The 25,004-nt window shown below is 42.8% G+C and carries 19 protein-coding genes and 1 pseudogene; 16 read left to right on the top strand and 4 right to left on the bottom strand.

The genetic code is table 11. From position 1 onward, the window contains the following. Positions 1-18: 18 nt before the first annotated feature. Both O9139_RS27770 and O9139_RS27765 read left to right on the top strand, forming a co-directional pair. The gene (locus tag O9139_RS27770; RefSeq protein WP_270885001.1) at positions 19-372 is read left to right on the top strand and encodes a hypothetical protein; all 354 of its coding nucleotides are present in this window, start codon (positions 19-21) and stop codon (positions 370-372) included. A 383-nt stretch (positions 373-755) separates the two neighbouring features. Continuing rightward, a complete protein-coding gene (locus O9139_RS27765; protein ID WP_270885000.1) occupies positions 756-2,528 on the top strand; it encodes a glycoside hydrolase family 35 protein in 1,773 nt (590 codons plus the stop codon). Between the two features lie 99 nt (positions 2,529-2,627). Here O9139_RS27765 and O9139_RS27760 read toward each other — a convergent pair. Beyond that, positions 2,628-3,394: pseudogene (locus tag O9139_RS27760) on the bottom strand (helix-turn-helix transcriptional regulator); the annotation flags it as partial. Positions 3,395-3,465: 71 nt separating this feature from the next. Here O9139_RS27760 and O9139_RS27755 point away from each other — a divergent pair. Next, positions 3,466-4,629, top strand: a complete 1,164-nt coding sequence (locus O9139_RS27755) for a Gfo/Idh/MocA family protein (protein ID WP_270884999.1) — start codon at positions 3,466-3,468, stop codon at positions 4,627-4,629. Between the two features lie 165 nt (positions 4,630-4,794). Here the strand turns inward: O9139_RS27755 and O9139_RS27750 are convergent, their stop codons facing one another. Both O9139_RS27750 and O9139_RS27745 read right to left on the bottom strand, forming a co-directional pair. Next, positions 4,795-5,721: a response regulator gene (locus O9139_RS27750; RefSeq protein ID WP_270884998.1), complete on the bottom strand. Its 927-nt coding sequence runs from the start codon at positions 5,719-5,721 to the stop codon at positions 4,795-4,797. 4 nt (positions 5,722-5,725) lie between these two features. Further along, a complete protein-coding gene (locus tag O9139_RS27745; protein ID WP_270884997.1) occupies positions 5,726-6,997 on the bottom strand; it encodes a sensor histidine kinase in 1,272 nt (423 codons plus the stop codon). Between the two features lie 278 nt (positions 6,998-7,275). On the opposite strand from O9139_RS27745, the gene O9139_RS27740 reads away from it, so the two are divergent. The 13 genes from O9139_RS27740 to O9139_RS27680 all read left to right on the top strand — a co-directional run bounded on the left by O9139_RS27740 (position 7,276) and on the right by O9139_RS27680 (position 23,464). Then, entirely contained in the window at positions 7,276-8,541 is a 1,266-nt protein-coding gene (locus O9139_RS27740) for a cation:dicarboxylate symporter family transporter (RefSeq protein WP_270884996.1), read from the top strand. Between the two features lie 24 nt (positions 8,542-8,565). Further along, entirely contained in the window at positions 8,566-9,990 is a 1,425-nt protein-coding gene (gene aspA, locus O9139_RS27735; RefSeq protein WP_270884995.1) for an aspartate ammonia-lyase, read from the top strand. A 76-nt stretch (positions 9,991-10,066) separates the two neighbouring features. Further along, the gene (pckA, locus tag O9139_RS27730) at positions 10,067-11,635 is read left to right on the top strand and encodes a phosphoenolpyruvate carboxykinase (ATP) (RefSeq protein WP_270885019.1); all 1,569 of its coding nucleotides are present in this window, start codon (positions 10,067-10,069) and stop codon (positions 11,633-11,635) included. A 426-nt stretch (positions 11,636-12,061) separates the two neighbouring features. Continuing rightward, a complete protein-coding gene (locus O9139_RS27725; RefSeq protein WP_270884994.1) occupies positions 12,062-12,673 on the top strand; it encodes a GntR family transcriptional regulator in 612 nt (203 codons plus the stop codon). Between the two features lie 51 nt (positions 12,674-12,724). Next, complete coding sequence (brnQ, locus tag O9139_RS27720) at positions 12,725-14,035, top strand: branched-chain amino acid transport system II carrier protein (RefSeq protein WP_270884993.1); 1,311 nt, start codon at positions 12,725-12,727, stop codon at positions 14,033-14,035. A gap of 28 nt (positions 14,036-14,063) precedes the next feature. Continuing rightward, positions 14,064-14,822 carry a gamma-glutamyl-gamma-aminobutyrate hydrolase family protein gene (locus O9139_RS27715; RefSeq protein ID WP_270884992.1) on the top strand — a complete coding sequence of 253 codons (759 nt, stop codon included), beginning with the start codon at positions 14,064-14,066 and terminating at the stop codon, positions 14,820-14,822. Between the two features lie 253 nt (positions 14,823-15,075). Further along, positions 15,076-15,720 carry a deoxyribose-phosphate aldolase gene (deoC, locus tag O9139_RS27710; RefSeq protein WP_270885018.1) on the top strand — a complete coding sequence of 215 codons (645 nt, stop codon included), beginning with the start codon at positions 15,076-15,078 and terminating at the stop codon, positions 15,718-15,720. Between the two features lie 116 nt (positions 15,721-15,836). Next, positions 15,837-17,372, top strand: a complete 1,536-nt coding sequence (locus O9139_RS27705) for a response regulator transcription factor (RefSeq protein WP_270884991.1) — start codon at positions 15,837-15,839, stop codon at positions 17,370-17,372. A gap of 129 nt (positions 17,373-17,501) precedes the next feature. Next, complete coding sequence (locus O9139_RS27700) at positions 17,502-19,037, top strand: spore germination protein (protein ID WP_270884990.1); 1,536 nt, start codon at positions 17,502-17,504, stop codon at positions 19,035-19,037. After that, positions 19,034-20,134 carry a GerAB/ArcD/ProY family transporter gene (locus O9139_RS27695; RefSeq protein WP_270884989.1) on the top strand — a complete coding sequence of 367 codons (1,101 nt, stop codon included), beginning with the start codon at positions 19,034-19,036 and terminating at the stop codon, positions 20,132-20,134. Before O9139_RS27700 ends, O9139_RS27695 begins: the two co-directional genes overlap by 4 nt. Beyond that, the gene (locus O9139_RS27690; protein WP_270884988.1) at positions 20,131-21,249 is read left to right on the top strand and encodes a Ger(x)C family spore germination protein; all 1,119 of its coding nucleotides are present in this window, start codon (positions 20,131-20,133) and stop codon (positions 21,247-21,249) included. The genes O9139_RS27695 and O9139_RS27690 overlap by 4 nt, the downstream gene beginning before the upstream one ends. 26 nt (positions 21,250-21,275) lie before the next feature. Further along, positions 21,276-22,349 (top strand): GerAB/ArcD/ProY family transporter, encoded by a 1,074-nt coding sequence (locus O9139_RS27685; RefSeq protein ID WP_270884987.1) that lies wholly within the window; start codon positions 21,276-21,278, stop codon positions 22,347-22,349. Continuing rightward, complete coding sequence (locus tag O9139_RS27680; RefSeq protein ID WP_270884986.1) at positions 22,346-23,464, top strand: Ger(x)C family spore germination protein; 1,119 nt, start codon at positions 22,346-22,348, stop codon at positions 23,462-23,464. Before O9139_RS27685 ends, O9139_RS27680 begins: the two co-directional genes overlap by 4 nt. A gap of 79 nt (positions 23,465-23,543) precedes the next feature. On the opposite strand, the gene O9139_RS27675 is transcribed toward O9139_RS27680, so the two are convergent. Continuing rightward, the gene (locus tag O9139_RS27675) at positions 23,544-24,932 is read right to left on the bottom strand and encodes an MFS transporter (RefSeq protein ID WP_270884985.1); all 1,389 of its coding nucleotides are present in this window, start codon (positions 24,930-24,932) and stop codon (positions 23,544-23,546) included. Between the last annotated feature and the right edge of the window lie 72 nt (positions 24,933-25,004).

Genomic DNA, 25,004 nt, shown 5'->3' with positions numbered 1-25,004 from the left:
AAAAGGAGATAATAACAATTGTATAAATCGGTCATCAAAGAGGGTAAATATTTGGTTATTGTAGCTGATGGTGTGTTTGATTCTCCTATAATGGAATTGCCTACAGAAGAGCTTGCGGATAAAGTGGCATTTGAATTACAAACCGCTTGGGATCAAGGTGAATCGTGGGGAGCGCTTCAAATGCGTAAAGAACTTGATAGGGAGAGAGTTTCTAAAGAGATTAGTGAAATTTTTTTTAAAGCAAAGTCTATGAGTCAAGCAGAGAGAGAAGTTCATAAAGAAAAAAAGCATCGACGCCAAGAAAGAGTTGAAAAAGTTCAACAAGCAAGAAGGTGGCAGAGTGTTTTAAGTTGGAAGAAGCATGATGTCTGAAGGATGCACAAGCGATAAATAGCCAGAGTGTTCAATTTACAGTAAACCTAGTACAAGCAATTGATTGTTTGGATGATAAAATGTTTGTCTCATCCTAATCGGGGTAAAGCTCTACACAAATAAGAAATGAAGTTAAACCATGCCCGTGAAACTGGACATGGTTTAGTTTTTTAACATAACGAATTCAGGTACTAACGATATTAGCTCTTATGTAATCAACCATGTCGTTATTCTTTTCGTTCGTCCAACATAGTTTCAAGATATCATCGATTTGGCGCATTTGGTATAGAAAATGCTCATTTTGGAGATTGAGTATCCGGTATAGTTTCAGCGATGATAAGTAATGACAAAATTATTAGCAATCAAATGCCGGAGGGAATAATATGGCCATTTTAGAAGCCAAAAACAAGCAGTTTCTTTTAGATGGAAAACCTTTTCAAATCATATCCGGAGCTATTCATTACTTTCGGGTTGTGCCCGAGTATTGGGAAGACCGGTTGCTTAAACTGAAAGCCTGCGGGTTCAATACGGTAGAAACCTACCTAGCTTGGAATTTGCATGAGCCTCAGGAGAATGTATTCAACTTTGAAGGGCTTGCGGACGTGGAACGCTTTACCAAGCTAGCTGGGGATATGGGGCTGCATGTGATCGTGCGTCCGAGCCCGTACATTTGCGCAGAGTGGGAGTTTGGCGGGTTTCCGGCATGGCTGCTGCAATACCCGGATATCCGGCTTCGCTGCATGGACAACACGTATCTAGAAAAAGTTGACAGATATTATGACGCTTTGATCCCGCGACTTACTCCGCTGCTCAGCACGAACGGCGGGTCGATCATCGCCATGCAGATCGAGAATGAATATGGCAGCTACGGAAATGACAAGAACTACTTAGCTTATTTACGAGACGGCCTTGTGAATCGCGGCGTAGATGTGCTTCTGTTTACTTCCGACGGACCCGAGGACGGAATGCTGCAAGGGGGGACACTTCCCGGTACGCTGGCTACGGTCAATTTCGGCTCCAGACCGGAGGAAGCGTTCGAGAAGTTCCGCGAGTATCGCGCCGATGAGCCGCTAGTGTGCATGGAGTATTGGAACGGCTGGTTCGACCATTGGCTGAAGCCGCATCATACGCGCGATGCAGGCGATGCCGCGAATGTATTCGACCGCATGCTGCGGGCGGGAGCATCCGTCAACTTTTACATGTTCCACGGGGGGACGAACTTCGGATTCTACAATGGCGCTAACGACGGCGCAAATAATGGCGATCTGTATGGAGCGACAATCACCAGTTACGATTACGATTCTCCGCTTTCCGAATGCGGCGATATAACGGAGAAATACCGAGCAGTACGGAGCGTCATTGCGAGCTATTTGGGCATGGATGTGAAGGAGTTCCCGGAACTCCCGGAACCAATTGCTAAGAAGAGCTATGGCCGCGTCGCCATGAGCGAAAAAGCGGACCTGCTTGACCATTTGCAGCAGCTCTCCGAGCCAGTAAGAAGTGTCTGCCCGGAGCCGATGGAGAAGCTTGGACAAAGCTACGGCTTTATCGTTTATTCGACGCATGTTTCCGGGCCACGCAACGGTGAGAAATTGCATTTGCAGGAAGTACACGACCGGGCGCAGATATTCCTGAATGGAATATATCAAGGTACTGTGGAACGCTGGAACGAGCAGTCGCTACCGCTGGATATTCCGGCCGGAGGCGCAAAGCTTGACATCGTCGTCGAAAATATGGGCCGTGTCAATTATGGGCCCCATTTGAAGGATTTTAAAGGTATCACCGAAGGGGTTCGGATGAATAACCAGTTTTTGTTCGACTGGACCATCTATCCGCTCCCGTTAGACACTACGTCTTCGGTTCCTTTCGGACGTATTCCGGAGAGTAATCCACGAAAAGACCGGCCCGCTTTTTACCGTGGTGAGTTCACGGCGGATTCGTTAGGCGATACGTTTGTTCGCTTGGAAGGCTGGTCTAAGGGCGTAGTCTGGATTAACGGCTTCAACTTGGGTCGTTATTGGGAACAAGGCCCTCAGAAGACCTTATACTTGCCGGCGCCTCTGCTTCGCGAAGGAAAGAACGAAATCGTCATTTTGGAATTGCACCATACGGAGAATGCGGTTATTGAGTTGACGGAGAAGCCGGATTTAGGTTAAAAGGAAAATCGAACAGAACTCAAGAGCAGTTCGAGTAAAAGTTTACTCGGCTGTTCTTTTTTGCAAGAAGAAAACCAGGGCGCTTACTTCCTTTGGTTATTATGTTTGCTGTTCATCCCGAATTTCCCGGTATTCCCTAGGCGTAATATTTCGATGCTTCTTAAAGGATTGAATAAAATGGTTTACATGATTAAAACCAACCTTTGCAGCTATTTCGTTGATTGTAAACTCGGTCGTACCTAACAGCTCACAGCTCCTTTTGATCCGATATTTAATCAAGTAATCGTAAGGAGTCAACTGGATGCTTTTTTTAAAGCTGCGAGTGCATTCCGAAATATTTAGATGGACTACGTCAGCGATTTCCTTCAAAGCAATCGGGTTCATGTAGTTTTGGTGTATAAAACTAAGCATGAGTTGCAATCGCTCTTGCTGAAGCCTGTTCTGTTTAGAGGATTCCTCGGAGGATAGCGAAATGTTGGCTATTAGAAGCAACCATAACTGAACCGTGTGGATGGAAATCTTTACTGCCATCTCCATTCCTTCCTCTCGAGCTTCTTTTCCATCTCCCACAGAATGTGCAGGATTTGCTTTTGCCACTCCAAGTCTCCTTCGATTAGCAAAGATAGGAGAGAAGAATTCGTATAAGGATGAACATGTTTTTTTTCCATGGAGCTATCTGAATAGAAGGCGAACAATTTCTCTGGAAAATTAAAGCTCACGTATTCTCCGTCATGGGTGAGGTACGTCACTATGTGCAAAACACTTTTATTGATAAAGATGGCTTGCTCTGCTCCTAAAGTGTAATCAATTCCGTTAATTCGTATATTAAGTTTGCCTTTAGTCACTAAGGTCACCGATTTCGTTTCTGATGCAGGAAGTTAGCAAACTCGAGCTTAACAGGTTTCAAATATCACAAGATAATGAGGAGGGGATCCAAATGCATGACACGAAGGGTCAAGTCAGAATTGGTATGATCGGTGCGAGCGGTCGCGGAGGTATCGCTGCATATTGGCACAAACCGGAGGGGCGATCCGTTGTTGCAGGGGCTGCCGACATTGTTCCAGACAAACTGGAGGCATTCAAGCAGAAAATAAACCCCGACGCTTTCGTTACGTTGGACTACCGGGAGCTGCTGCAGCGCAACGATATCGATGCCATTGCCATAACCTCGCCGGATTACTGTCACGAAGAGCACGCGATCGCGGCACTAGAGGCAGGCAAGCATGTCTTTTGTGAGAAGCCGCTGGCTATTACGACAGAAGGCTGCGACCGCATTCTCGAAGCTTGGAGGAAATCCGGTAAGCATCTCATGGTTGGCTTTAATATGCGCTACATGAATATGTTTCGCACGATGAAGGAGATTGTCGATTCCGGCGTGATCGGCGAGATTAAAGCCGTTTGGGTTCGCCACTTCGTTGGTTGGGGCGGAGATTTCTATTACCATGATTGGCACGCGAACTCGAAAAACTCCACAGGCCTGCTGTTGCAGAAGGGTTCGCACGATATCGACATGATCCACTGGATTACAGGGCGCTACGCAACAAAAGTTTCCGCTTTTGGCGGGCTGGATTTCTACGGTGGTGACAAACCTGATGATCTCACCTGCCCGAACTGCGCGGAGAAAGACACCTGCACCGAATATAGCGGGAAACATTTGATCCAATGTGCTTTTCGCAAGGAAGTCGATATAGAGGACAATAACGTTGTGATTATGGAGCTGGAGGGTGGGATCAAGGCATCGTACCTGCAATGCCATTTTACCCCCGACTATCACCGTAACTATACGTTCATCGAAACGGAAGGAAGGCTTGAAAATTCCGAGCCGGATAACAAAGTGTTTGTTTACACGAGACGTTCGAATACGGAGCGCGAGCTGGCGAATCGCGTGTACGAAATTAAGGAAGCTGAAGGAACACACGGCGGAGCTGATCCTATCATTTGCCAAGATTTTATAGATATGATCTTAACTGGTAAAAGGCCCGTGGCATCGCCTCAGGCAGGGCGCATGAGCGTAGCCGTAGGCTGTGCGGCGACGAAGTCGCTTCGCTCCGGCGGCGGGGTCGTACAAGTGACGCCTGTTCCAGATTTTGCAAGTGAATGAAGCGGGGAAGCCAGTTCACTCCTGAAGATGGGGAACTGACGAAGGAAAGCCGTGTGCTGGAAATCCGTATGCACAGTTTGACGGGGAGTTCGGGGAAGTATTTCCCCGTCTTACCCTACTTAAGCTCTAAATAGCGGCATTTAAGTGACCCTGTGGCGTCCAATTTCATCCGCTCATTAACTTTCTAGATTCTAAATAAAGGACTTGAATAAACTTTTTTGTGTTTTGCCGGATTAAGCTGGGAGCAGAAGTTTCATCATTTTCTAGTGCTTTCATTATTTTTCGGATATCGCTCAGGTCAAAAAACTTGGTTGAGTACTGCTCGAACTTCGGATTCGAATAATCGATCAATCCAAGAGATGCCAAGTGGGTTAGGGCTTGATTCACTGCTCGCCGCACCCGTTGTTCGGCCGCTTTGATCTCTTTTTTCAAGTCGATCGTCGAAGCGGAGGTACCTAATTTTTTCAAAGCAATCTGATGGTATATTTCATGAAGCTGCGGGAAGCCCTGTTCCTGTGAGTGCTCGGCCTCATAACGGTATAAATAATCGAGCATCTCCAGCAAGTCTTTGCTGCCGGCTTCCCCAATCAGTCCGAGATCTGATAACATATAGTTTCCGCATGTTATGATATTTTTTTCATTGGAAGAAGGCTCCTTTTCCGTTAATGCGCCGCTGAAACCGACAGCACGGAGTGATTTTTGAATACTTCGAAAGGATTGGTGGATGAGCAGCAATTCAGAAACCTTTTTAATAACAGCAATAACTTCCAATCGATTTATGGGCTTGGTGATATAATATTCAATTCCGCAGGCGTACGCCTTGACGATCATTTCCTTCGACTCCACTTGAGAAATCATAATGATTTTCCCTTCAAAGCTCCCGGAAAGTTTGCGAACGGTCTCTATGCCGTCACGAACGGGCATTAATAAATCGATAAGCAGGATGTCTACTTGCTTGAGTTCTAGCAAAGTGATATCAACCTGCGCCCCGTCAGGAGCTTCCCCTACCACAGTTCCTAAATCCTCATCCTCGATAATTTGTTCCAGCATGGAACGGATGGCCGGATCGTCATCGATTATAAAAAAACGCATGGCGCTAATCTCCCTTTGCTATTTGGCCAATCGGCAATGTGATGGTGAAAACAGTACCTGCCCCTTCGGGGTTGTTTTGAACTTGGACGTTTCCGAGCAAACGCTCTGTTTCCTGATTCACATAAACCAAACCGATTCCCGTTGATGGATTGCCATTTTTATCGAATTTAGTTGTGTAACCGGGCATGAAGATTTTCTCTCGATATTTCGGCGCAATACCTGGGCCATTATCGGCGACACTGAATACAATCCTATCTTTTTCTCGTTTAACCCATATTTGAATCATTCCCTGTTCCTTTAACGCTTCTACGGCATTGGCAACTAAGTTATTGAACAAAGATAAAATTGTGTAAACATGGCATAAAGGAAAGATCCCTTCGGTTTGCAGCGTGAATTCGATCTTCTTACCAAGTGAATGGGCATATTTCTGATTGGAGCGTAGAACGATATCAGCCAATTCTTCCACTGGCATATAATCGCTATCGTGCGAAATTAGGCTGGATAGACCCGCATATATTCGTTGATTGTCCTTTTTGATCTCATGAACCTCACCGGCGATCCGGAGAGCTTTTTGTGCTAGATCTTCATGAAAACCATGCTGTGCATCGTTTAACGATTGATACAAATCGTAGCTGTCACGGGCGATATTTTCTGCGTTGTGCAGTGTTTTCTTCAATTGAATCGTTTCCTCGTAAAGCTCAGAAATAAGCATGAGCATCTTCTCGTTTTCTTTACGCTTCTGCTCTTCGGCCGCTTTCGACTGCCTCAATTTGACCAAATTGAAAAAACCAAGAACGAAAAAACTACGAAAAAGAGCAATGAGAACAATCTGATTCCAGGTTGCGAAAGTAGTCGTTTGCTCTGTTGCCGAATAACGTAGCAAAAGCTCTGCCAACGTCGCAGCGATTTCACACGTCACACCAAGTGCTCCAATCAGAAGTGGCCGGTTATGACGACGGTTCATTCGAAATGCCGCGAACACAGCCGCATAGGTCAAATAATAAAAGAATACCGGATAATGATGCTGAAAAGCAGCCCCCCAGTTCCAATGCGGTTCGAGTGCTACCTCAAGTCCTGTACGAAAGATCGTAACCGAGCTGCCGACAAGTAATCCGGAGATAAGAGGTGGGGGAGAACGGAGCCAGAGGAGGAATAGAAAAAAGGCTGGGGTGCCCAAACTTACCCGAAAATCAGTTTGAAACGGGTAAAAATTCAATTCGCCCGCGATTGGAACCGAAATGACCATGAGTATTAAAAGAAGCCATTTTTCTTTCAATGCGGTTTCCCAGTCTCCTTTCTTAGCGATTTAAACAGACATCGACATCATTTGTATTTATTATTCCTCCATGGTTATAGATAATCCTTCACTACTTCATTATTCCAAAAACGAGTTGAATAATTCGACGCAGGATGGAGCAAACAATTTTTGCTCAACATGTAGATTCATATAGATTGCTGTAGATTCCCCGTACAATAAACTCATTCAAGACATTTCAAATTTATATACAGAAGGAAAAGAAAGCGCTTAACAATTTTAAGCAAAGGAGAATGATTATGAAAAAATTTGGTTTGGCCTTTCAAATCTTGTTTGGACTCCTATTAGGGATTATTGTCGGAGCCATTTTTTATGGTAACCCAACCATTGAAAGTTATTTGAAACCAGCGGGAGACATTTTCATTCGTTTGATTAAAATGATTGTCGTTCCCATCGTCGTTTCCTCTCTTATTGTCGGAGTGGCTGGAGTAGGAGATATTAAAAAGCTTGGAAGACTTGGAGGGAAGACACTTCTTTATTTTGAAATCGTGACGACGATTGCTATTATTTTCGGCCTGGTCATAGCGAATATCTTTCAGCCTGGAGCGGGGATCAATATGGCTGGACTAGCTAAGACCGATATTACGAAATATGTTGAAGCGACGAAAGCTCTGACCAGTCACAGCTTTGCCGACACATTTGTCAATATCGTCCCGAAAAACATTTTTGAATCATTAGTAGCCGGTGACATGCTGGCCATCATTTTCTTCTCTGTTTTGTTTGGTTTGGGCGTTGCCGCGATTGGCGATAAAGGAAAGCCTGTATTATCTTTTTTCCAGGGCGTTGCCGATTCGATGTTCTGGGTGACGAATCAAATTATGAAATTTGCGCCGATCGGTGTATTCGGATTGATTGGCGTTACCGTATCCAAATTCGGTGTAGGCTCATTGATTCCTTTGGGGAAATTGGTGCTTGCCGTGTATATCGCCATGTTCCTGTTTATAGTTATCGTACTTGGTTTGATTGCTAAGCTTTGCGGTACCAGCCTTATGGCCATTGTTCGCATATTAAAAGATGAACTCATTCTGGCTTACTCTACAGCAAGCTCCGAAACGGCACTTCCAAAGATGATGGAAAAAATGGAGAAGTTCGGCGTGCCAAAGGCCATCACGTCATTTGTCGTCCCTACGGGATATTCGTTTAATTTGGACGGGTCCACGTTATATCAAGCGATAGCCGCATTATTTATTGCCCAAATGTATGGGATCCATATGTCGATTAGCTCTCAAATTATGTTGATGCTTGTCTTAATGCTCACTTCAAAGGGAATTGCTGGCGTGCCAGGCGCGTCGTTTGTCGTCCTGCTTGCCACACTCGGATCTGTCGGGATTCCGCTCGAAGGTCTGGCTTTTATCGCAGGGATTGATCGCATTCTGGATATGGCCCGGACAGTCGTTAATGTCATCGGCAATTCTATGGCCGCGGTGGTCATGGCTAAATGGGAAGGCCAGTATGACAAGAATAAAGGGAAGAAATATTTAGAGTCTGTCAAGCAGGCTGCGTAAGAGAATAATAAGGGGGAACCAACGATGAAAACAGCTGAACAAAGAGTGGAAAAAGATTTTCTTGGATCTAAGGAAGTGCCATCCGACGCCTATTATGGCATTCAAACATTGCGTGCAGTGGAAAATTTCCCAATTACCGGCTACCGTATTCACGAAGAATTGATACGCGCGATGGCAATCGTTAAACATGCGGCTGCTGCAGCGAACATGGAAATTAAGCAGTTGAATTCGAAGATTGGGCAGGCAGTTGTGCAAGCGGCACAGGAAATTATGGACGGCAAATGGCATGATCAATTTATCGTCGATCCGATACAAGGCGGAGCAGGAACGTCTATCAATATGAATACCAATGAGGTCATCGCCAACCGGGCGATCGAGATTCTCGGGGGAATCAAAGGCGATTATTTTAAAGTAAGTCCCAATTCGCATGTAAATATGGCTCAATCGACCAATGATGCTTTTCCGACCGCGATTCATATTGCAACACTTTCTTTAATTGAGAAGCTGCTAGTTACGATGGAGGAGATGCTCACAGCATTTCGTAAAAAAGCCGTGCAATTCGATGGGGTTATCAAAATGGGACGGACACATCTCCAGGATGGCGTGCCGATCCGACTCGGGCAGGAATTTGAAGCCTACAGCAGAGTACTCGAGCGCGATATCAAGCGGATAAAACAAACTCGCAGCCATCTGTACGAAGTCAACATGGGTGCAACAGCTGTCGGTACCGGCCTGAATGCCGATCCCCGCTACATTAAGCGGGTTGTGGAATTGCTCGCCGAGCTCAGCGGGCAGCCGCTTACCAATGCTGATCACCTGGTGGACGCAACTCAAAATACGGATGCCTATACCGAAGTGTCGGCCGCGTTGAAAGTTTGCATGATCAACATGTCTAAGATTGCCAATGACTTAAGATTACTCGCTTCCGGACCGCGTACTGGGCTCGGTGAGCTGAATCTGCCTGCACGGCAACCCGGTTCGTCCATCATGCCAGGAAAGGTCAATCCAGTCATGGCTGAGGTCATCAATCAGGTAGCATTCCAGGTCATCGGGAATGACCATACGATTTGTCTTGCTTCCGAAGCGGGGCAGCTCGAGCTTAATGTGATGGAGCCTGTGCTCGTATTCAATTTGCTTCAATCGCTCAGCATGATGAATCAAGCCTTCAAAGTTTTCCGTGTACATTGTTTGGAAGAAATTGAAGCGAACGTAGAGCGCTGTAAAGAGTATGTGGAGAAAAGTGTTGGGGTCATTACCGCGCTCAACCCGCATCTGGGCTATGAAGTCGTAGCGAGGATCGCGCGTGAAGCGATTCTAACGGGGCGTCCAGTTCGGGAGCTATGCCTTTTATATAATGTCTTAACGGAAGAGGAGCTCCAAATAATTCTCGATCCGTATGAAATGACGAACCCAGGTATCGCAGGAGCGGAGCTATTGGGTAAGAACTAAAGAAGAACAGATAGGAACTATGTCCGCGGTATAACCGTCAATGTTTAGATAACACCAACGAAAGGAATTGATGAAAATGGAAGCCAAGTTGCAGCAGTTGAAATTAGGTAATATATCATATAATTTGCCCGTTTCCCCGCTGGTCGAAACAGCATTGGAACGGAAGGAAGGGGTTCTTGCTTCCTCAGGAGCCTTACGAGTAAATACAGGGAAATATACCGGACGTTCCCCCAAAGATAAGTTCATTGTCCAAGAGCCTTCCGTCATGGATCACATAGATTGGGGGGCTGTGAATCAACCTATCTCAGAGATCCAGTTCGAGCGGCTCTACCAAAAAGCGCAAGACTACATGTCGGACAAGGATTTGTTTATTTTCGACGGCTATGCCGGGGCGGATTCAGACTATCGGTTACCCATTCGCATCGTGAATGAATATGCATGGCATAATTTATTTGTTCGGCAGCTTTTTGTTCGTCCGACTCAGGAAGAATTGCAAACCCATCGTGCGGAGTTCACCGTGATCGCACTGCCGGGCTTAAAAGCTGATCCGGAAGTGGACGGCACGCGCTCTGAAACGTTTATCTGTATTTCCTTTGAAAGGAAAGTGGTTCTCGTCGGAGGGACCGAGTATGCAGGAGAGATGAAAAAATCGATTTTTAGCGTTTTGAACTATTTGCTCCCTTTCCGGGGTGTTTTTCCAATGCATTGTTCAGCTAATGTGGGCGAGAAAGACGATGTTGCTTTATTCTTCGGGTTATCAGGAACGGGAAAAACGACGCTTTCCGCTGATCCAAACCGCCGGTTGATTGGGGATGATGAGCATGGTTGGACCGATCAAGGGGTGTATAACTTTGAAGGCGGATGTTATGCCAAGTGTGCCAATCTATCCGAAGAAAAGGAACCGCAAATTTGGCAGGCTATCCGTTATGGCTCGGTTTTAGAAAATGTCGTTCTAGATCCGGGGACAGGCAGAGCGGATTATAACGATACTCAGACGACAAAAAATACGCGAGCCGCTTATCCGATCGATCTCATTCCTGGTGCGGTCATTCCAGGGAAGGCTGGCCATCCGAACGTCATCATTTTCTTAACTGCTGATGCTTTCGGCGTGCTTCCTCCTATTTCGAAGCTGACAAAGGAACAGGCGATGTATCACTTTTTGTCAGGGTATACTTCGAAGTTAGCAGGTACCGAAAGAGGAGTAACGGAGCCGGAGGCGACATTTTCCACTTGCTTTGGGGCACCTTTCCTTCCTCTTCATCCAACTGTGTACGCAAGGTTGTTGGGAGAAAAAATTGAGAAGCACCAAGTAAACGTGTATTTGGTTAACACGGGATGGTCGGGCGGTCCCTACGGCGTAGGTAAGAGGGTAAATTTAACTTTCACCCGTGCGATGGTAACCGCTGCTTTGAATGGGAGTATCGAGCGAGCGAAATTTACTGTCGATCCGATCTTTGGTGTGCTTTGTCCCAATTCCGTGGAAGGGGTTCCAAGCAATATTCTTGTTCCTCGTCATACTTGGCACGATCAAGAGGCGTATGAGAAGGCTGCTTGGGAGTTGGCCGAACGGTTTACTCGCAATTTCGAGAAATTTTCAAATATGGATAAAGAAATTATTGCTGCCGGTCCTTCGGCAAACCTATGACTCATGTAATTCTGTGAGTTGTAAGGGATCAGGATAAAAAATGAGGGGAAATTCGCAGGAAATATCATTTAATTAGAGCTAAACTTCAATTAGACTCTAATTGAAAGCGTTTTACAAGATTGACTTATGCCTTTGGCAGTAAAATTGTTCAATCTAATGGTGGCAACAATCAGAAGTGGATATTCTCAAAATAAATACAATAACTTTCTAGGAGGTTGTCCCAAAAGGTCTAAAGACTTGAGGGGCTCCCCTTCATTGTATTGAGGACAAATTTTGATAATGGCTTGTAAGAGGACACGGGATTTGTAGCTTGTGTCTACGAGTTCCCGAATAATCTCGTTTACATTCCTACAATTAAGAGTATATTCAAAATCATCTTACACCCAACTTACATGTAAGTTGAGTGTAAATTAGGAGGGGTCTTCATTGAAAGAAAAAACACTTCAAGAAACAGCGTATATTGAAATTAAAAACAAAATTATTAGAGGTGATTTTTTGGAAAGCGGGTTCACTTCTCAAAATCAGTTAGCAGCTGAGCTTGGGATAAGTAGAACACCGATAATAACCGCTTTGCAAAGGTTACAAAATGAAGGATTTGTAAAAATTATTTCGAAGCATGGCATTCAAATTTTGGGACTGAATGTCCGAGAGCTAGAAGAAATGTATGAACTGCGTTTAGCGATAGAAACTTTTATCATTCCAAAAGTAGTTGAACTGATGACTGCGGAACAAATGGAGATCCTTGAGGAAATCATTCAAGAACAGAAAAAATGTGTTGAAAACAAAGATCTAGTTCAGTTCTTGAAATTGGACTCTGCTTTTCATCTTCAACTTACTGAAGTTTACGGAAACTCCTTATTTATTCAAACACTTTCTAACATCCGAGAAAGATTATTTAGTAACCCCTATTATTTTCGTAGAAAAGATTATCAAATTTCCAGATATGTAAAGGAACATGAACAAATCATCGAGGCAATTAAATCAAAGGACATTAGCCAAGCGATTAAAGAGTTAGAAGCACATATTCTAAATGGGTAGTTTTTGAAATAGCGGGTTTCTCTTTATAATGAGCTAATCTAGGAGGAAGCTATGAAGAATAAAACTTTAATCGATAGTATTGTAATTGGATTTGCCACATTTGCAATATTCTTTGGAGCAGGAAATCTTATTTTCCCCCCCTTTATTGGCTTTACTTCGGGAACAGAATGGGTCCCGGCGTTATTGGGTATGACAATTACAGGTGTAATTTTACCGGTATTGGGAATTGTAGCTGTATCTGCTGGCGGAGGAACATTCGCTGAATTAACAAAGCCGATAGCACCTTGGTTTTATAAAGTGTTTTGCACACTCATCATGATCGTCATTGGAACTTTCATCAATGTTCCGCGAACTGCTGCAACTAGCTATGAAATTGCTATTAAACCATTTTTCCCTAGTTTTCCCACACTCTTATTCAGCATCCTTTTCTTTGCTATTGTGTTTTTAGTTTCTGCTAATAGAGCAAAGGTTATTGACAAAATTGGAAAATTCCTCTCGCCTTTTAAAATAGGATTGCTACTAGTAATCGTTGTCGTTGCCATTTTCTCTCCTATTGGGAAGCCAATTTCAACCCATTTAGCACAACCATTTTTGAATGCCTTTGTTCAATCCTATCAAACAGCCGATGTATTGACTGGGTTGCTCGTTGCGAATATTATCATCGCAGCAATCCGTGCCAAAGGATACGCGGGAAAAGAATTGAAGAAAATTACAATCTATGTTTCTGCTGTTGCTGGTCTTGGACTTTTCGTCATTTACGGAGGATTGCTCTATCTTGGATCATGCGGCAGCCAAGTCATTCCAAACAATAGTATTGAAAGAACTAGGTTGTTAGTAGATTTGATGCAAAAATTGATGGGACAAGGCGGCCTGACACTACTTGCACTTTGTGTTTTACTAGCTTGCTTGGTTACAGCAATCGGATTGACAAGTGGGACTAGTGACTTCTTGACAGACCTAACAAAGAATAAAATTTCTTATACGACCTGGGTGGCTATTAATGCATTGATAAGTGCAATTTTTGCAAATGTTAAAGTGGATGCACTTATTTCAGCTGCTGCACCTATCTTCCTTGCATTGTACCCAATTTCGATTTCGCTCGTTATTTTAGGATTGTTTACGAAATATATGCCAAATAAAGGGTCTTATATTGGAACAGTATGTTTCACATTCATCTTTAGTTTAAATGATGCTTTTAATGCAATGGGTATTAAATCTGATGCCTTTAACTCATTTGTGGCAAAAATACCTTTCAGTTCTCAAGGTTTCACATGGTTAATACCGGCGATCATAGGTTTTATTGCGGGAACTATCATTTATAAAATCGTCGTTAAAGATCATAGCAGTAGTATTGCAGCATAGTTTACACGAATTGAAAGAAGGAGATTTAATGAAAAAACCGATAATCGGGATTAGTTGTAGCTTTAGTCCCAATGGACAAATTGGGGTTGTGTCTCACCTTGGCGCACCAAGCCAGGAATGGCAGCTTCTTGCAGACGACTATATTCAAGCCATTGAGAAAGCTGGAGGGATTCCAGTGATTTTGCCAGTCGTTGAAAATCCAGAAACAATCCTTCCTATTCTTGCGAAGCTTGATGGAATTCTTTTTACTGGCGGAAATGATGTGAGCCCACTTTGTTTTAACGAAATCCCTTCAAGTGCTGTTGGAGAGGTTTCTGTGAAAAGGGACCGTACTGATTTAGCACTAATCAAATCGGCATTGGAGAATTATCAAATGCCGATTTTGGGAATTTGTAGAGGTTGTCAAGTGCTGAACGTGGCTCTTGGCGGCACATTGCATCAAGATCTTACTAAAGATGGCGTTACAAAAAATGAGCACTTCTTATTGTCATACCCTATCGAGCATATTTCTCAAAAAGTAAATTTGGAGACAAACAGTAGACTTGCAAAAATTTTTGCAAGTAACAGTATAGGAATCAATAGCTTCCATCATCAAGCAGTTAAAAATTTAGGCAAAAATTTAGTAGTAGCTGCAAGAGCTGAAGATGATGTCATTGAGGCTATTGAAATTCCAGGTGAGAGATTTATAGTTGGTGTTCAATGGCACCCTGAGATGATGCAGAAAAACAAAGTAAATCACTCCGTCCTTTTTGAGAGCTTTATTAATGAGTGCTCCCTTGAGAGATAGAATCGGGGGATGTGCACTGCATTTTCTGAGTAGAGTAGTGTAGTAGCTGACAAAAATTTGGCACTTTGTGCATAGTTGGCGGAGTGAATATGAATGTTGAGGTCGGCGATTTGATGCTCTTATCGAATCACATAATAAGGAGAAGAAGTTAACCATGCACCATCAAATCGAAGCGATTAAGAATAAACTTGTACCGATTATCGAATCCAAGAAAGTGGAGGAGGGGGACCTGGCCTCCTTTCCTCCGGAGCAGATGGCTTCTTTCATTGATCACACATTATTGAAGCCCGAAGCTACCCCCGAACAAATTATTAAGTTGTGTGAGGAAGCCGCGGAGTGGGGATTCGTATCCGTATGCGTGAATCCCCTTTATGTGAGGCTTGCAGCTGAGAAGCTGGCAGGCAGTACGGTTAAGGTATGTACGGTCATTGGTTTTCCACTGGGAGCTTCAGCGCCTGCATTGAAAGTTATTGAGGCGGCGAATGCTTTGACTGATGGAGCGACCGAGGTTGATATGGTCCTTCCGATTGGACAGCTTAAGTCGGGAGATTACATGTCCGTATATGAAGATATTCGCGGAGTCGTTAGAGTGGCAGACGGCAAAGCCATCGTGAAGGTGATTCTGGAGACGGCTTTATTGGCGGAAGAAGAAAAGATAGCTGCTTGCCTCTTAGCGAAGACAGCGGGTGCTGACTTCGTTGAAACATCAACTGGATTTTGCGGTGGGGGCGCTATAGTAGAAGATATCATATTGATGCGTACGGCAGTAGGTCCTACTATGGGCGTAAAGGCCTCGGGAGCGATAAAGAATAACAAGGATGCACGTGCCATGTTGGCTGCCGGAGCGACAAGGATCGGCACTAGCTCCTCAGTGGACATTATCCAAGGGGAACCTTAACAGCGGAAGTCGTGTGATGTGCGGGGGGATTTGTTTCACAAATCTTAGTGCAATCGCTATTATATCCTTTTCCATAAGTATATATTTAAAGGAATGATGGATGCTTGTATAGAGTCATGATTGTAGACGATGAGCCTCTTATGAGATCGACTATACATCAAATGTTTGTATGGAAAGAACTTGATATGGAGATTGTTGCAGAAGTAAGTGATGGAGCAGAAGCATTGGCTGTTTTGCAAGAGAGAAATGATATCGATATTTTGCTGATGAAGCAACCAATTCCAATCGTCCTAAGCGCATATCGTGATTGTAGTTATGTTTGTGAAGCCTTTTTGCTTGGAGCCTATGATTATATTGTAATAGTAGATATGGATGAATCGCACATTTTGCCTGTGCTGCAAAAAGTCCGGCATAAGTTAAAAGAGCTCGATGTCTCGAATGATATGCAAATGACATACCCTGTGAAAGAAGTAAACTCTGATCCAGATCATGTGATCGCCGGGCTTTTTAGCGAAGGTATTCAAGCGGATGGGATGGAGTATTACCGAATCGTTGATGAAGTGTGTAATTGGCTGGGGGAGAGCAATCAAGTGGCTGTTGCGGTGTCGATTTCAAGCTCAGCGAAGATGATTTCGAAAAAGCTGATGAAGCAGACGATACAGACAGAGATGAACTCGGCATTATTTAAACATTTCGTTTATTGTGAGGACGCGAACGAAATATTCATCCTGTTAACGGTTCAACAGCTCAGAAGTGAAATGGCGATTCGTGAACTTATTCACACTACGCTCTCTATAATCAAGACAAGACTTGAGCAGTGTATGAATGTTCGTGTAGCAATGGGAATCAGCGAGATACTGGATGGCAGAAAGCATTGGCTAAGATTACTGAATCAGGCGCGAAGCCTAGTTGCTTTGTCCTTTTTCGAAGGGTATGGCAGGTTCTTCTATCCAGAGAGTGCAATGAAAACATGCATGCAGATTAGCGCTGATCTGCGAATGACCCTAAAAGCCAAAAGCGCTGAGATCGTACGATTGCTTCAACTGAAGAATGAAATGCAATGGGAGCTTGAATTTGACCTATGTATGAAGATATTGGAAGAAAATGTAAGATCCGAAGTTCATGAGACTAGGCTGCTGTTCACGGATTTCCTATGGGAGCTTAGCTCCTTGCTATATGCCCATGAAGTTCGATGGGGCGGCGTGTTTGACCGCAGTAATCCTTTCGAACAGTTGAAAGACTTTCATACTCTTGTGGATACGTTGCAATGGATCAAGCAGGTTTGTTCGGATATTTATCATTTTATTCATGAGCTTAGCCCAAAAATCAATTCGTCCCATAGTATCGTTGAGAAGGCGAGAGAATTCATACACCAGCATTATTGTGAGGAATTGAGTCTAGGTATGGTTAGCCAGTGGGTTGGGGTCACAGAAACTTATTTAAGCAGGATATTTACACAGAATGTCGGCGAGTGCTTTACACAATACGTAACGAAATTGCGCATCGAAGAGTCCAAACGGTTGCTAAAAATGGGATATAAGATCATGGATCTGTCTGAAAAGATCGGGTATACGAATCCGGAGCACTTCAGTCGGGTATTTAAGAGAGTTACTGGTGTAAGTCCGAAGTTTTATAAGGAAAGTCTTGATTAAGAATTCGACGGCCATTTGGATGATACATCCAAATGGCTTCTTGCATTTGTTGATGACGTTGATTTCCGAATAATTTTACCTATTTGTGGGAAAAGTTTGAGTACAGGATCATGGAATGGTGGTGAAAGGATGGGGACAATTCGGAGATGGTTAAAAGGAACGAAATTAGCGCCCAATATGAAGCCGTCCTTTCAGCCAAATCAGCAAATATCAGGCGTCCTTGAAGATAATCAGCTTACACTGCAAGCATTATTTACCCATGCTCCAGACCTTGTTACTCATCAGTTTCAATTAAGAACAGGGGACAAAGCTCTGCTTGTTTACATGGATGGGTTAATTGATAAAACAGCTATTAATGATAATATCTTAGATCCGCTAATGAATGAAGTTGAGACGGTTAACGATATTTGGAATTCTTCCATTACGGTTGCAAAAACAAAAGTTGTATCGTTATGGTCAGATATCGAATCCTCGATTTTCCAAGGTGAAAGTATCCTATTTATTGATGGGCAGACACGCGCGCTAGTATTGGATACGCAAGGCTGGCCTCAAAGAGCGATTAAAGAGCCGCAAATCGAATCGACATTAAAAGGGGCACATCAAGGATTTGTTGAGACTGCAGGGCAGAATATTGCCCTAATCAGGCGGTATCTTCCTAATCACGAGCTGAAAATCAAGGAATATTCCGTCGGATCTCGGGGAAATACGAAGGTTTCCGTGATGTACCTCGAAGATGTTGTACAACCTGATTTCGTGAAAGAAATGGAGGACCGGCTTCTTCAAATTCATGTGGATGCCATTTTAAATACGGGGGAATTAGCGGAGTTTATTGAAGATCATCCGATAAGTCTGTTTCCACAGTTAATGATGACGGAACGTCCGGATTCTGCTGCGGCCCACATTTTGCAAGGGAGGATCGCCATCGTTGTTGATCATTCACCTAGTGTGATTATTGCCCCTGTAACGTTTTCGGCCTTCTTCCAAAGTGTCGATGATTACAGCAGTCGCTGGATCATTGCCTCTTTTTTACGTTTATTGCGCTATACAGCCTTAATAACGACAATGTCTTTATCGGCTTTTTATATCGCCATTGTTTCGTTTCATTACGAGGTTCTTCCTTTGGATTTGCTGGTATCGATCGGGGAATCCAGAGCTAGAGTGCCTTTTCCTCCGATTATAGAGGCATTTTTGATGGAAATATCGCTAGAGATGCTCCGGGAAGCAGGTTTACGTCTTCCGGGTCCTATTGGACAAACGATTGGTGTCGTAGGGGGGATTGTCATTGGTCAGGCGGCGGTCCAAGCGGGGATTGTAAGTAATATTATGGTGATAATTGTTGCGATCACAGCGATTTCCTCCTTTATTATCCCTGATTTCGACATGTCCTCTTCGCTGCGATTACTCCGTTTTCCAATGATGCTCATGGCCGCGTTGTTCGGTATGGTGGGCATTGTGATTGGGCTCATGATTATCGGGGCTCACCTGATTTCAATGGAGTCATTCGGCTTATCCTACGGAAGCCCCATTGCTCCCATCCGATTGTCTGATTGGAAAGATGTTTGGATCAGAATCCCGATGTGGAAAATGAAAAAACGACCTCTCTCAGCCGATCCCACTCAACTTGTCAGACAAGGAGCAAACAGAGAAGGTGAAGATCAACCATGAATAAATATTCATTTAATAAAATTACGTTGGTACAATACATCTTCATCATATCTGAAACGCAAATTGGAATCGGTGTCTTATCCCTTCCCAGCGATTTAGCTAAATCCGCAGGGTCCGATGGTTGGCTCTCCATCCTATTGGGTTGGATCTTGTGTATATTGGCAAGCTTATTTGTCATTCAAATTATGGATAAAAACCCTGGATATACGTTAATTGAGATCTTATCCGCCTACTTTGGGAAATGGATGGGTAGAGGTCTATCTGTTCTTTGGATTTTGTATACGGCTTTTGCAGCAAGCGTGGCTATGTTTTCAACGATCTTTATCATTAAGCTATGGATCATACCTGATATGCAGGACTTTATCTTGATGGTCTTGTTTCTAGTTCCCATCTATATGGTCGCGAAGCAAGGTATTAGGATCATCGGAGTCTCCGCAGAGTTAATATTTCTAGTCTCCATATGGATGCCTTTCTTTTTGTTGTTTACACTCAAGGATGTTCACTGGCTTTTCCTTCTTCCAGTCGCTAAAGAAGGCTTGCTTCCTATTCTGTCTACTGTAAAATCTACCGTCTTTTCTTTCCTTGGGTTTGAATTGGCTTTCATTCTGTATCCGTTTCTCAAGGACAAAAAATCCGCTTCGAAAGGAATTGTGATTGCAAACTCGTTAAGCATGATTATTTTCGTATCCGTTACAGTCATCTGTTATATCAAGTTTTCTCCGGATGAGATCAAAGATTATGCTTACCCCACACTCAACTTATTGAAGGGCATCCGATTGCCGTTCCTAGAACGTTTGGAGATCACTTTTCTTTCTTTCTATCTGCTTATCCTCTTTATAACGGTCATTCCCTACCTCTATACAACTGTGCTAGGAATAAGTCAATTATGCGGCAAGCAGGATCATCGAAATGTTTTGCGGATATTCATTGGCCTGTTGATCCTAAGTTCATTCTTCTTCTCTCCATCTTCTTCCCAAGTAACTCGATTGGGCGTTATGTGGGGTCAGATAGGTACATGTTTCGCCTATGTGTTCCCTGTATGCTTGTGGATTTATGGACGGCTGTTTCAACTAGTTAGAAAGGGACAGGTTCAATGAAGAAATGGCGCGGCATTGTCATCACTTGGGTAGCATTATTTGTCATCGCTGGGTGCGGTAAGCAAGTTTATATAGAGACACAACGGTTTATTATTGCTGTAGGCATAGATATTGATGAGGAAAAGAAATTGGCCGCGTACTCGTCATCTACTGTCTTCAGTAAAGAAGCTAAGGATAAATATAAAATCACAGCCGCAACTGCAGATACCATGCGTGAATCTAGAATCATATTGGGGCAGAAAATAAACGGTAATATTGTAACTGGAAAATTGCAAAATATAATGATTGGAAAAAACTTGCTGATGCAGACCAATGTATTACCTTATTTGGATGTCTTCTACCGCGATCCCAAAAATGAAACGAATGCAAATATGATTGTGGTTGATGGAAGTGTGAAAGATGTGATGTATACGAATATGAGCGATAAAGGCGCATTGGGCGGTGTAATCAAGCAATTGGTGGAAAGCACTTATCAAAGCAGAATTTCCGTGATCACTACACTGCAACAATTCCATCAACAGATGAAGGATAGCCGAATAACGCCAAGCTTACCAGAAATGAAAACAGAGAAGAATGAACTTGTTATTTCAGGGACCGCGCTATTACATAAAGATGGTACCTACGCTGCTTCTTTGAATAATCAAGAAAGTTCACTCTTGCTCTTGTTGCAGCGCAATACGAAGAAACCTATACCGTTGACTGTACACATTCCTCGCGAGATATCTCTTACGGATGAAGAAATGTCCTATGCGAGTTTCAATATTAGAAAAATAAATGTTAACTTCAAACCAATATTTGATAAAAGCCATCTAACGATCGATATCCAGATGAAGGTTGTGATCGAATTAACGGAGCGTATGTTTACCTTTGACATGAAGAAGAAAAGTAAAACATTGGCACAAGCCATTGAGCAAGAGCTGAAAAAACAATGTGAGGCTTTAATTAAGAAAGCTCAAGTGCATCAAATCGATCCCTTTGGTTTCGGGATTTATGTGTCGGCATACGACTACAAAAACTGGATGAAGGTAGAAGAACACTGGGTAAAAACTTTCTCTGAAGCAACCGTAAATTATTCTCCTACAGTTGTCATTAGAAATATTGGAGTTGCCGAATGAACAAGTACTCGATGAATCAAATCTCCTTGAAACAGTTCATCCTGATCATCGTTGAAAACCAAGTCGGGATCGGAATACTATCCCTTCCTCGCGAGTTAGCCGAATCGGCCGGGACAGATGGATGGATATCCATTATATTGGGCTGGATTTTGGCGGTGCTGCTAAGCTTAGTCATCATACGAATTATGGAGAAAAATCCCGAATATACGTTATTCGAAATATTAACTAAATATTTTGGAAAGTGGGCGGGTAAAGGTTTAGCAGCAGTATGGATTCTGCTCTACGTATGTGCAGCAAGTACAGTCATGCTTTCAGCGATTCATATCATAAAAATTTGGATCATTCAGGGAACACCGAACTACATGTTAATGGCCCTGTTCGTCATTCCGGTCTATATGATTACCAAGCAGGGAGTAAGGGGGATCGGAGAATTTGCCGAACTCGTTCTTATTGTCACGCTGTGGATGCCTTTCTTGTTGATCCTAACGTTAAAGGATGATACACAATGGATGAACCTTATTCCGATTGGAAAAGAAGGGATATCTCCCATTCTATCATCCGTAAAAACGACCGTATATTCTTTTACCGGATTTGAAATGGCTTTCTTCTTTTATCCTTTTCTGAAGGACAAGAAATCAGCTTTCAAGGGAATTGTTCTTGCAAACTCAATTTCCATGATGATCTATATAACGACTACAATCGTATGCTTTGTTAAATTCTCTAGAACTGAGATCAAGGAATACGTTTATCCCACGCTCAACTTATTAAAGCTAATTCACTTGCCTTTTTTGGAGCGGTTGGAAATTATCTGTTTGCCCCTGTATTTGGTCTTCATTTTTATGACGATAATTCCTTTCCTCTATGTGGCGGCATTCGGAACAAGTCAAATTTTAGGCAAGCAGGATCATCGGAATTTTTTGCGAATCGTCATCACTCTATGGATTCTATTGTCATTCTTTTTTATCCCAACGGATTCTCAAATCACTAAAATGGCCAAAATGGTGGGGATAACAGGCTTATATAGTGTTTATGTGTTCCCAATCTTCCTTTGGATCTATGGATGGATTTTTCATTTCGTTAGGAAGGAGGTAAGACAATGAAAAGATTCGGTACTATTTTTTTAACTTGGGCAGTTTTGTTATTTCCTACAGGGTGCGGTAGTACCGTTTACATAGAAAACCAACAATTTGTTCTCACGGAAGCCTTGGATTTTGACGAGAACAATAAGCTTGTCGTGTTCACGTCAACTCCTGTTTTCAGTGAAGAAGCCACGGACAAATATAAAATCTCATCCACAAATGCGAATACGCCGCGCCAATCAAAAGCCCTGATTGATAGTAAGACAAGCGGCAGCCTTGCATATGGAAAATCGCAAAATTTGCTTATAGGAAAAAAACTGCTGCAGCAGCGTAATGCTTATCCCTATTTGGATGTCCTTTCCCGTGATTCCCGCAATGAGATCAATGCGAATGTCATTATGATCAATGGAGCAGTAAAAGATGTGATGTATACAAATATGAGCGATAAAGGCCGTATCGCCTCCGTAATCAAGCAATTGGTTGATGCTTCCTATAAGAGCCGAATTACCGTGCAAACGACACTTCAGAAATTTCATCAACAAATGAAGGATAAAGGAATGACGCCGGCTTTAACTGAAATGAAACCAGAGAAAAATGATCTCGTCATTACCGGTACAGCTCTCCTGCATAAAGACGGCACCTATGCGGTCTCTTTGAATCAGCAAGAAAGTTCTCTGCTCCTATTATTGCAGCGAGATACGAAAGATAACATACCGTTAACGTATCACTTGCCTGCCGGAATGTTCGATACGAATGAAAGAACCTCCTTTGTAAGTTTCAACATAAAAAAAGTAAAACCTACGTTCAATGCGGTTTTCAAAGATGATCATTTTACAATCGATATTGCGATGAAGGTTCGGATCGATTTGACGGAGCGCTTGTTTATGTTAAACCTAGAGGAGGAGAAAACGAAGCTGGAACAAGCTATTGAAAAAGAGCTGAAAAAAGAATGCGAGACTTTAATCAAGAAAGCTCAAAAATATCAAGTGGATCCCTTTCAGTTTGGCATTCATGTACGTGCATATCAGTATAAAAACTGGAAGAAGGTAGAGGATAATTGGGGGAAAGCGTTTTCTGAAGCCGAGGTACATGTTACTCCTAAAGTAATCATCGGAAGTAGTGGAGTCTCTGAATAGAAATTGAGTGGCAACATGAATCAAAATAGAACCCTAAACATTTGGTCTTAGGGTTCTAAATATGAACTAGACTCGCAATCTATTTCGTCGCTTTTCGTCCTACGAATACCCAGTACAGGGATAAACTCAAAAGGGTAATGAGTACGAGAATGAATAGGATATTACTAAACATGGAAGCATTAGAATTGTTCGTAATTCCTAAGAAGCTTGTTTGCATAGAGGAATTGTCCATCATGGCTGCTGTATAGGCAATTCCGATTGACATCGCGACACTAAGTGTTAAATTATAAAATCCGACCACTGTTCCAGATTTTTCTTTTTCTATCGTACGGATACAAGAATCAATTAATGGTGCGTACATGAATGCAAATGAGCCAGAGAATAACACCATGGAGATCACGAGTACAACAACCGAAGTTTGTACAAAGAATGCGCCTAGTAATAAGCTTACCACTATACAAGACATTGCGATTGTAATGCATGGTTTGCTTCCTAGATACTTAGCAATTTTTCCGGAAAGAGCCCCGACGATCGTAGCTCCGATAAAGCCAGGAATCATGAATAGTGAAATGGTATCTAGTTTCAAGCCATACATCTTTTCAAGCAAGAAAGGGAATAAGAAGATATAGGCTAATTGAACAGAATAAATGACAAAGGCAACTCCAAGCAAGGAGATAAACTGTTTATTTTTGAAGAATGCTATTCCAATAAACGCTTTTGAGTTTTTACTGATGTAGACTAGGAATAATGTAATTGCAACAACAAACAAGATCAGGTAAATCCAATTGAAATCAGTAATATAAAGGAGTAGGGCTGCTGAAATGGCTCCTACTAGGAATAATCCTAATACATCGACATGACTGTCTTTCGTTTCTTCTTTAGGAAGATACTTCAAAATAAAAGGAAGGGTGAAAAGGGTGATTAAAGAAATTAAAAATAGAGAAGTCCAATGGAAATACGTAGAAACGTAACCGCCAGTTAATGTACCAATAAGCTGCGAAAGAGCAAAGCTGCTTGTACTTAATCCTAGAAATTTCTTTTGTTCACTGGCAGGCATATGTTTGGTTACAAATATAACATATAATGTTTCAGCTGAAGCTAGACCTGCCGTTTGAACAATTCGTGAGATCACAACGAGCAAATACGAATGTTGAAACATATACCCCATGACGGAACCGGCACATATCAACATGATCCCAGCGATAAAAAGCTTTCGTATACTAATGGAATCCGCTAATGCTGCGTAGACCACTGCCCCAATTCCAATCACAAGGCCAGCCAGGGTTGATTGCCAGCTGACTGTTGTCGCTGAAATGTGGAATTCCTTTGCCATATCAACAGAAATGATCTTAAACGAATTATCAATGATCAAGCAAAGTAGAAATAATAGTAAGGTAACAGGCACTGCTTTCTTACTATTAAATTCCTGAGTTTTCTTCATGCGCACATCTGTGGTTATAGTAGACATAGCTGATCTTCTCCTTTGTTATTTCCTTCTCTGAAAAAAAGGTAGCGCTTTCAATACTCAGTCGAAATTTTA

The sequence above is a fragment of the Paenibacillus aestuarii genome, from assembly GCF_027789125.1.
GTDB classification, from domain to species: Bacteria; Bacillota; Bacilli; order Paenibacillales; family NBRC-103111; genus Paenibacillus_E; species Paenibacillus_E aestuarii.
This window is presented reverse-complemented; position numbering and strand designations above follow the sequence as displayed.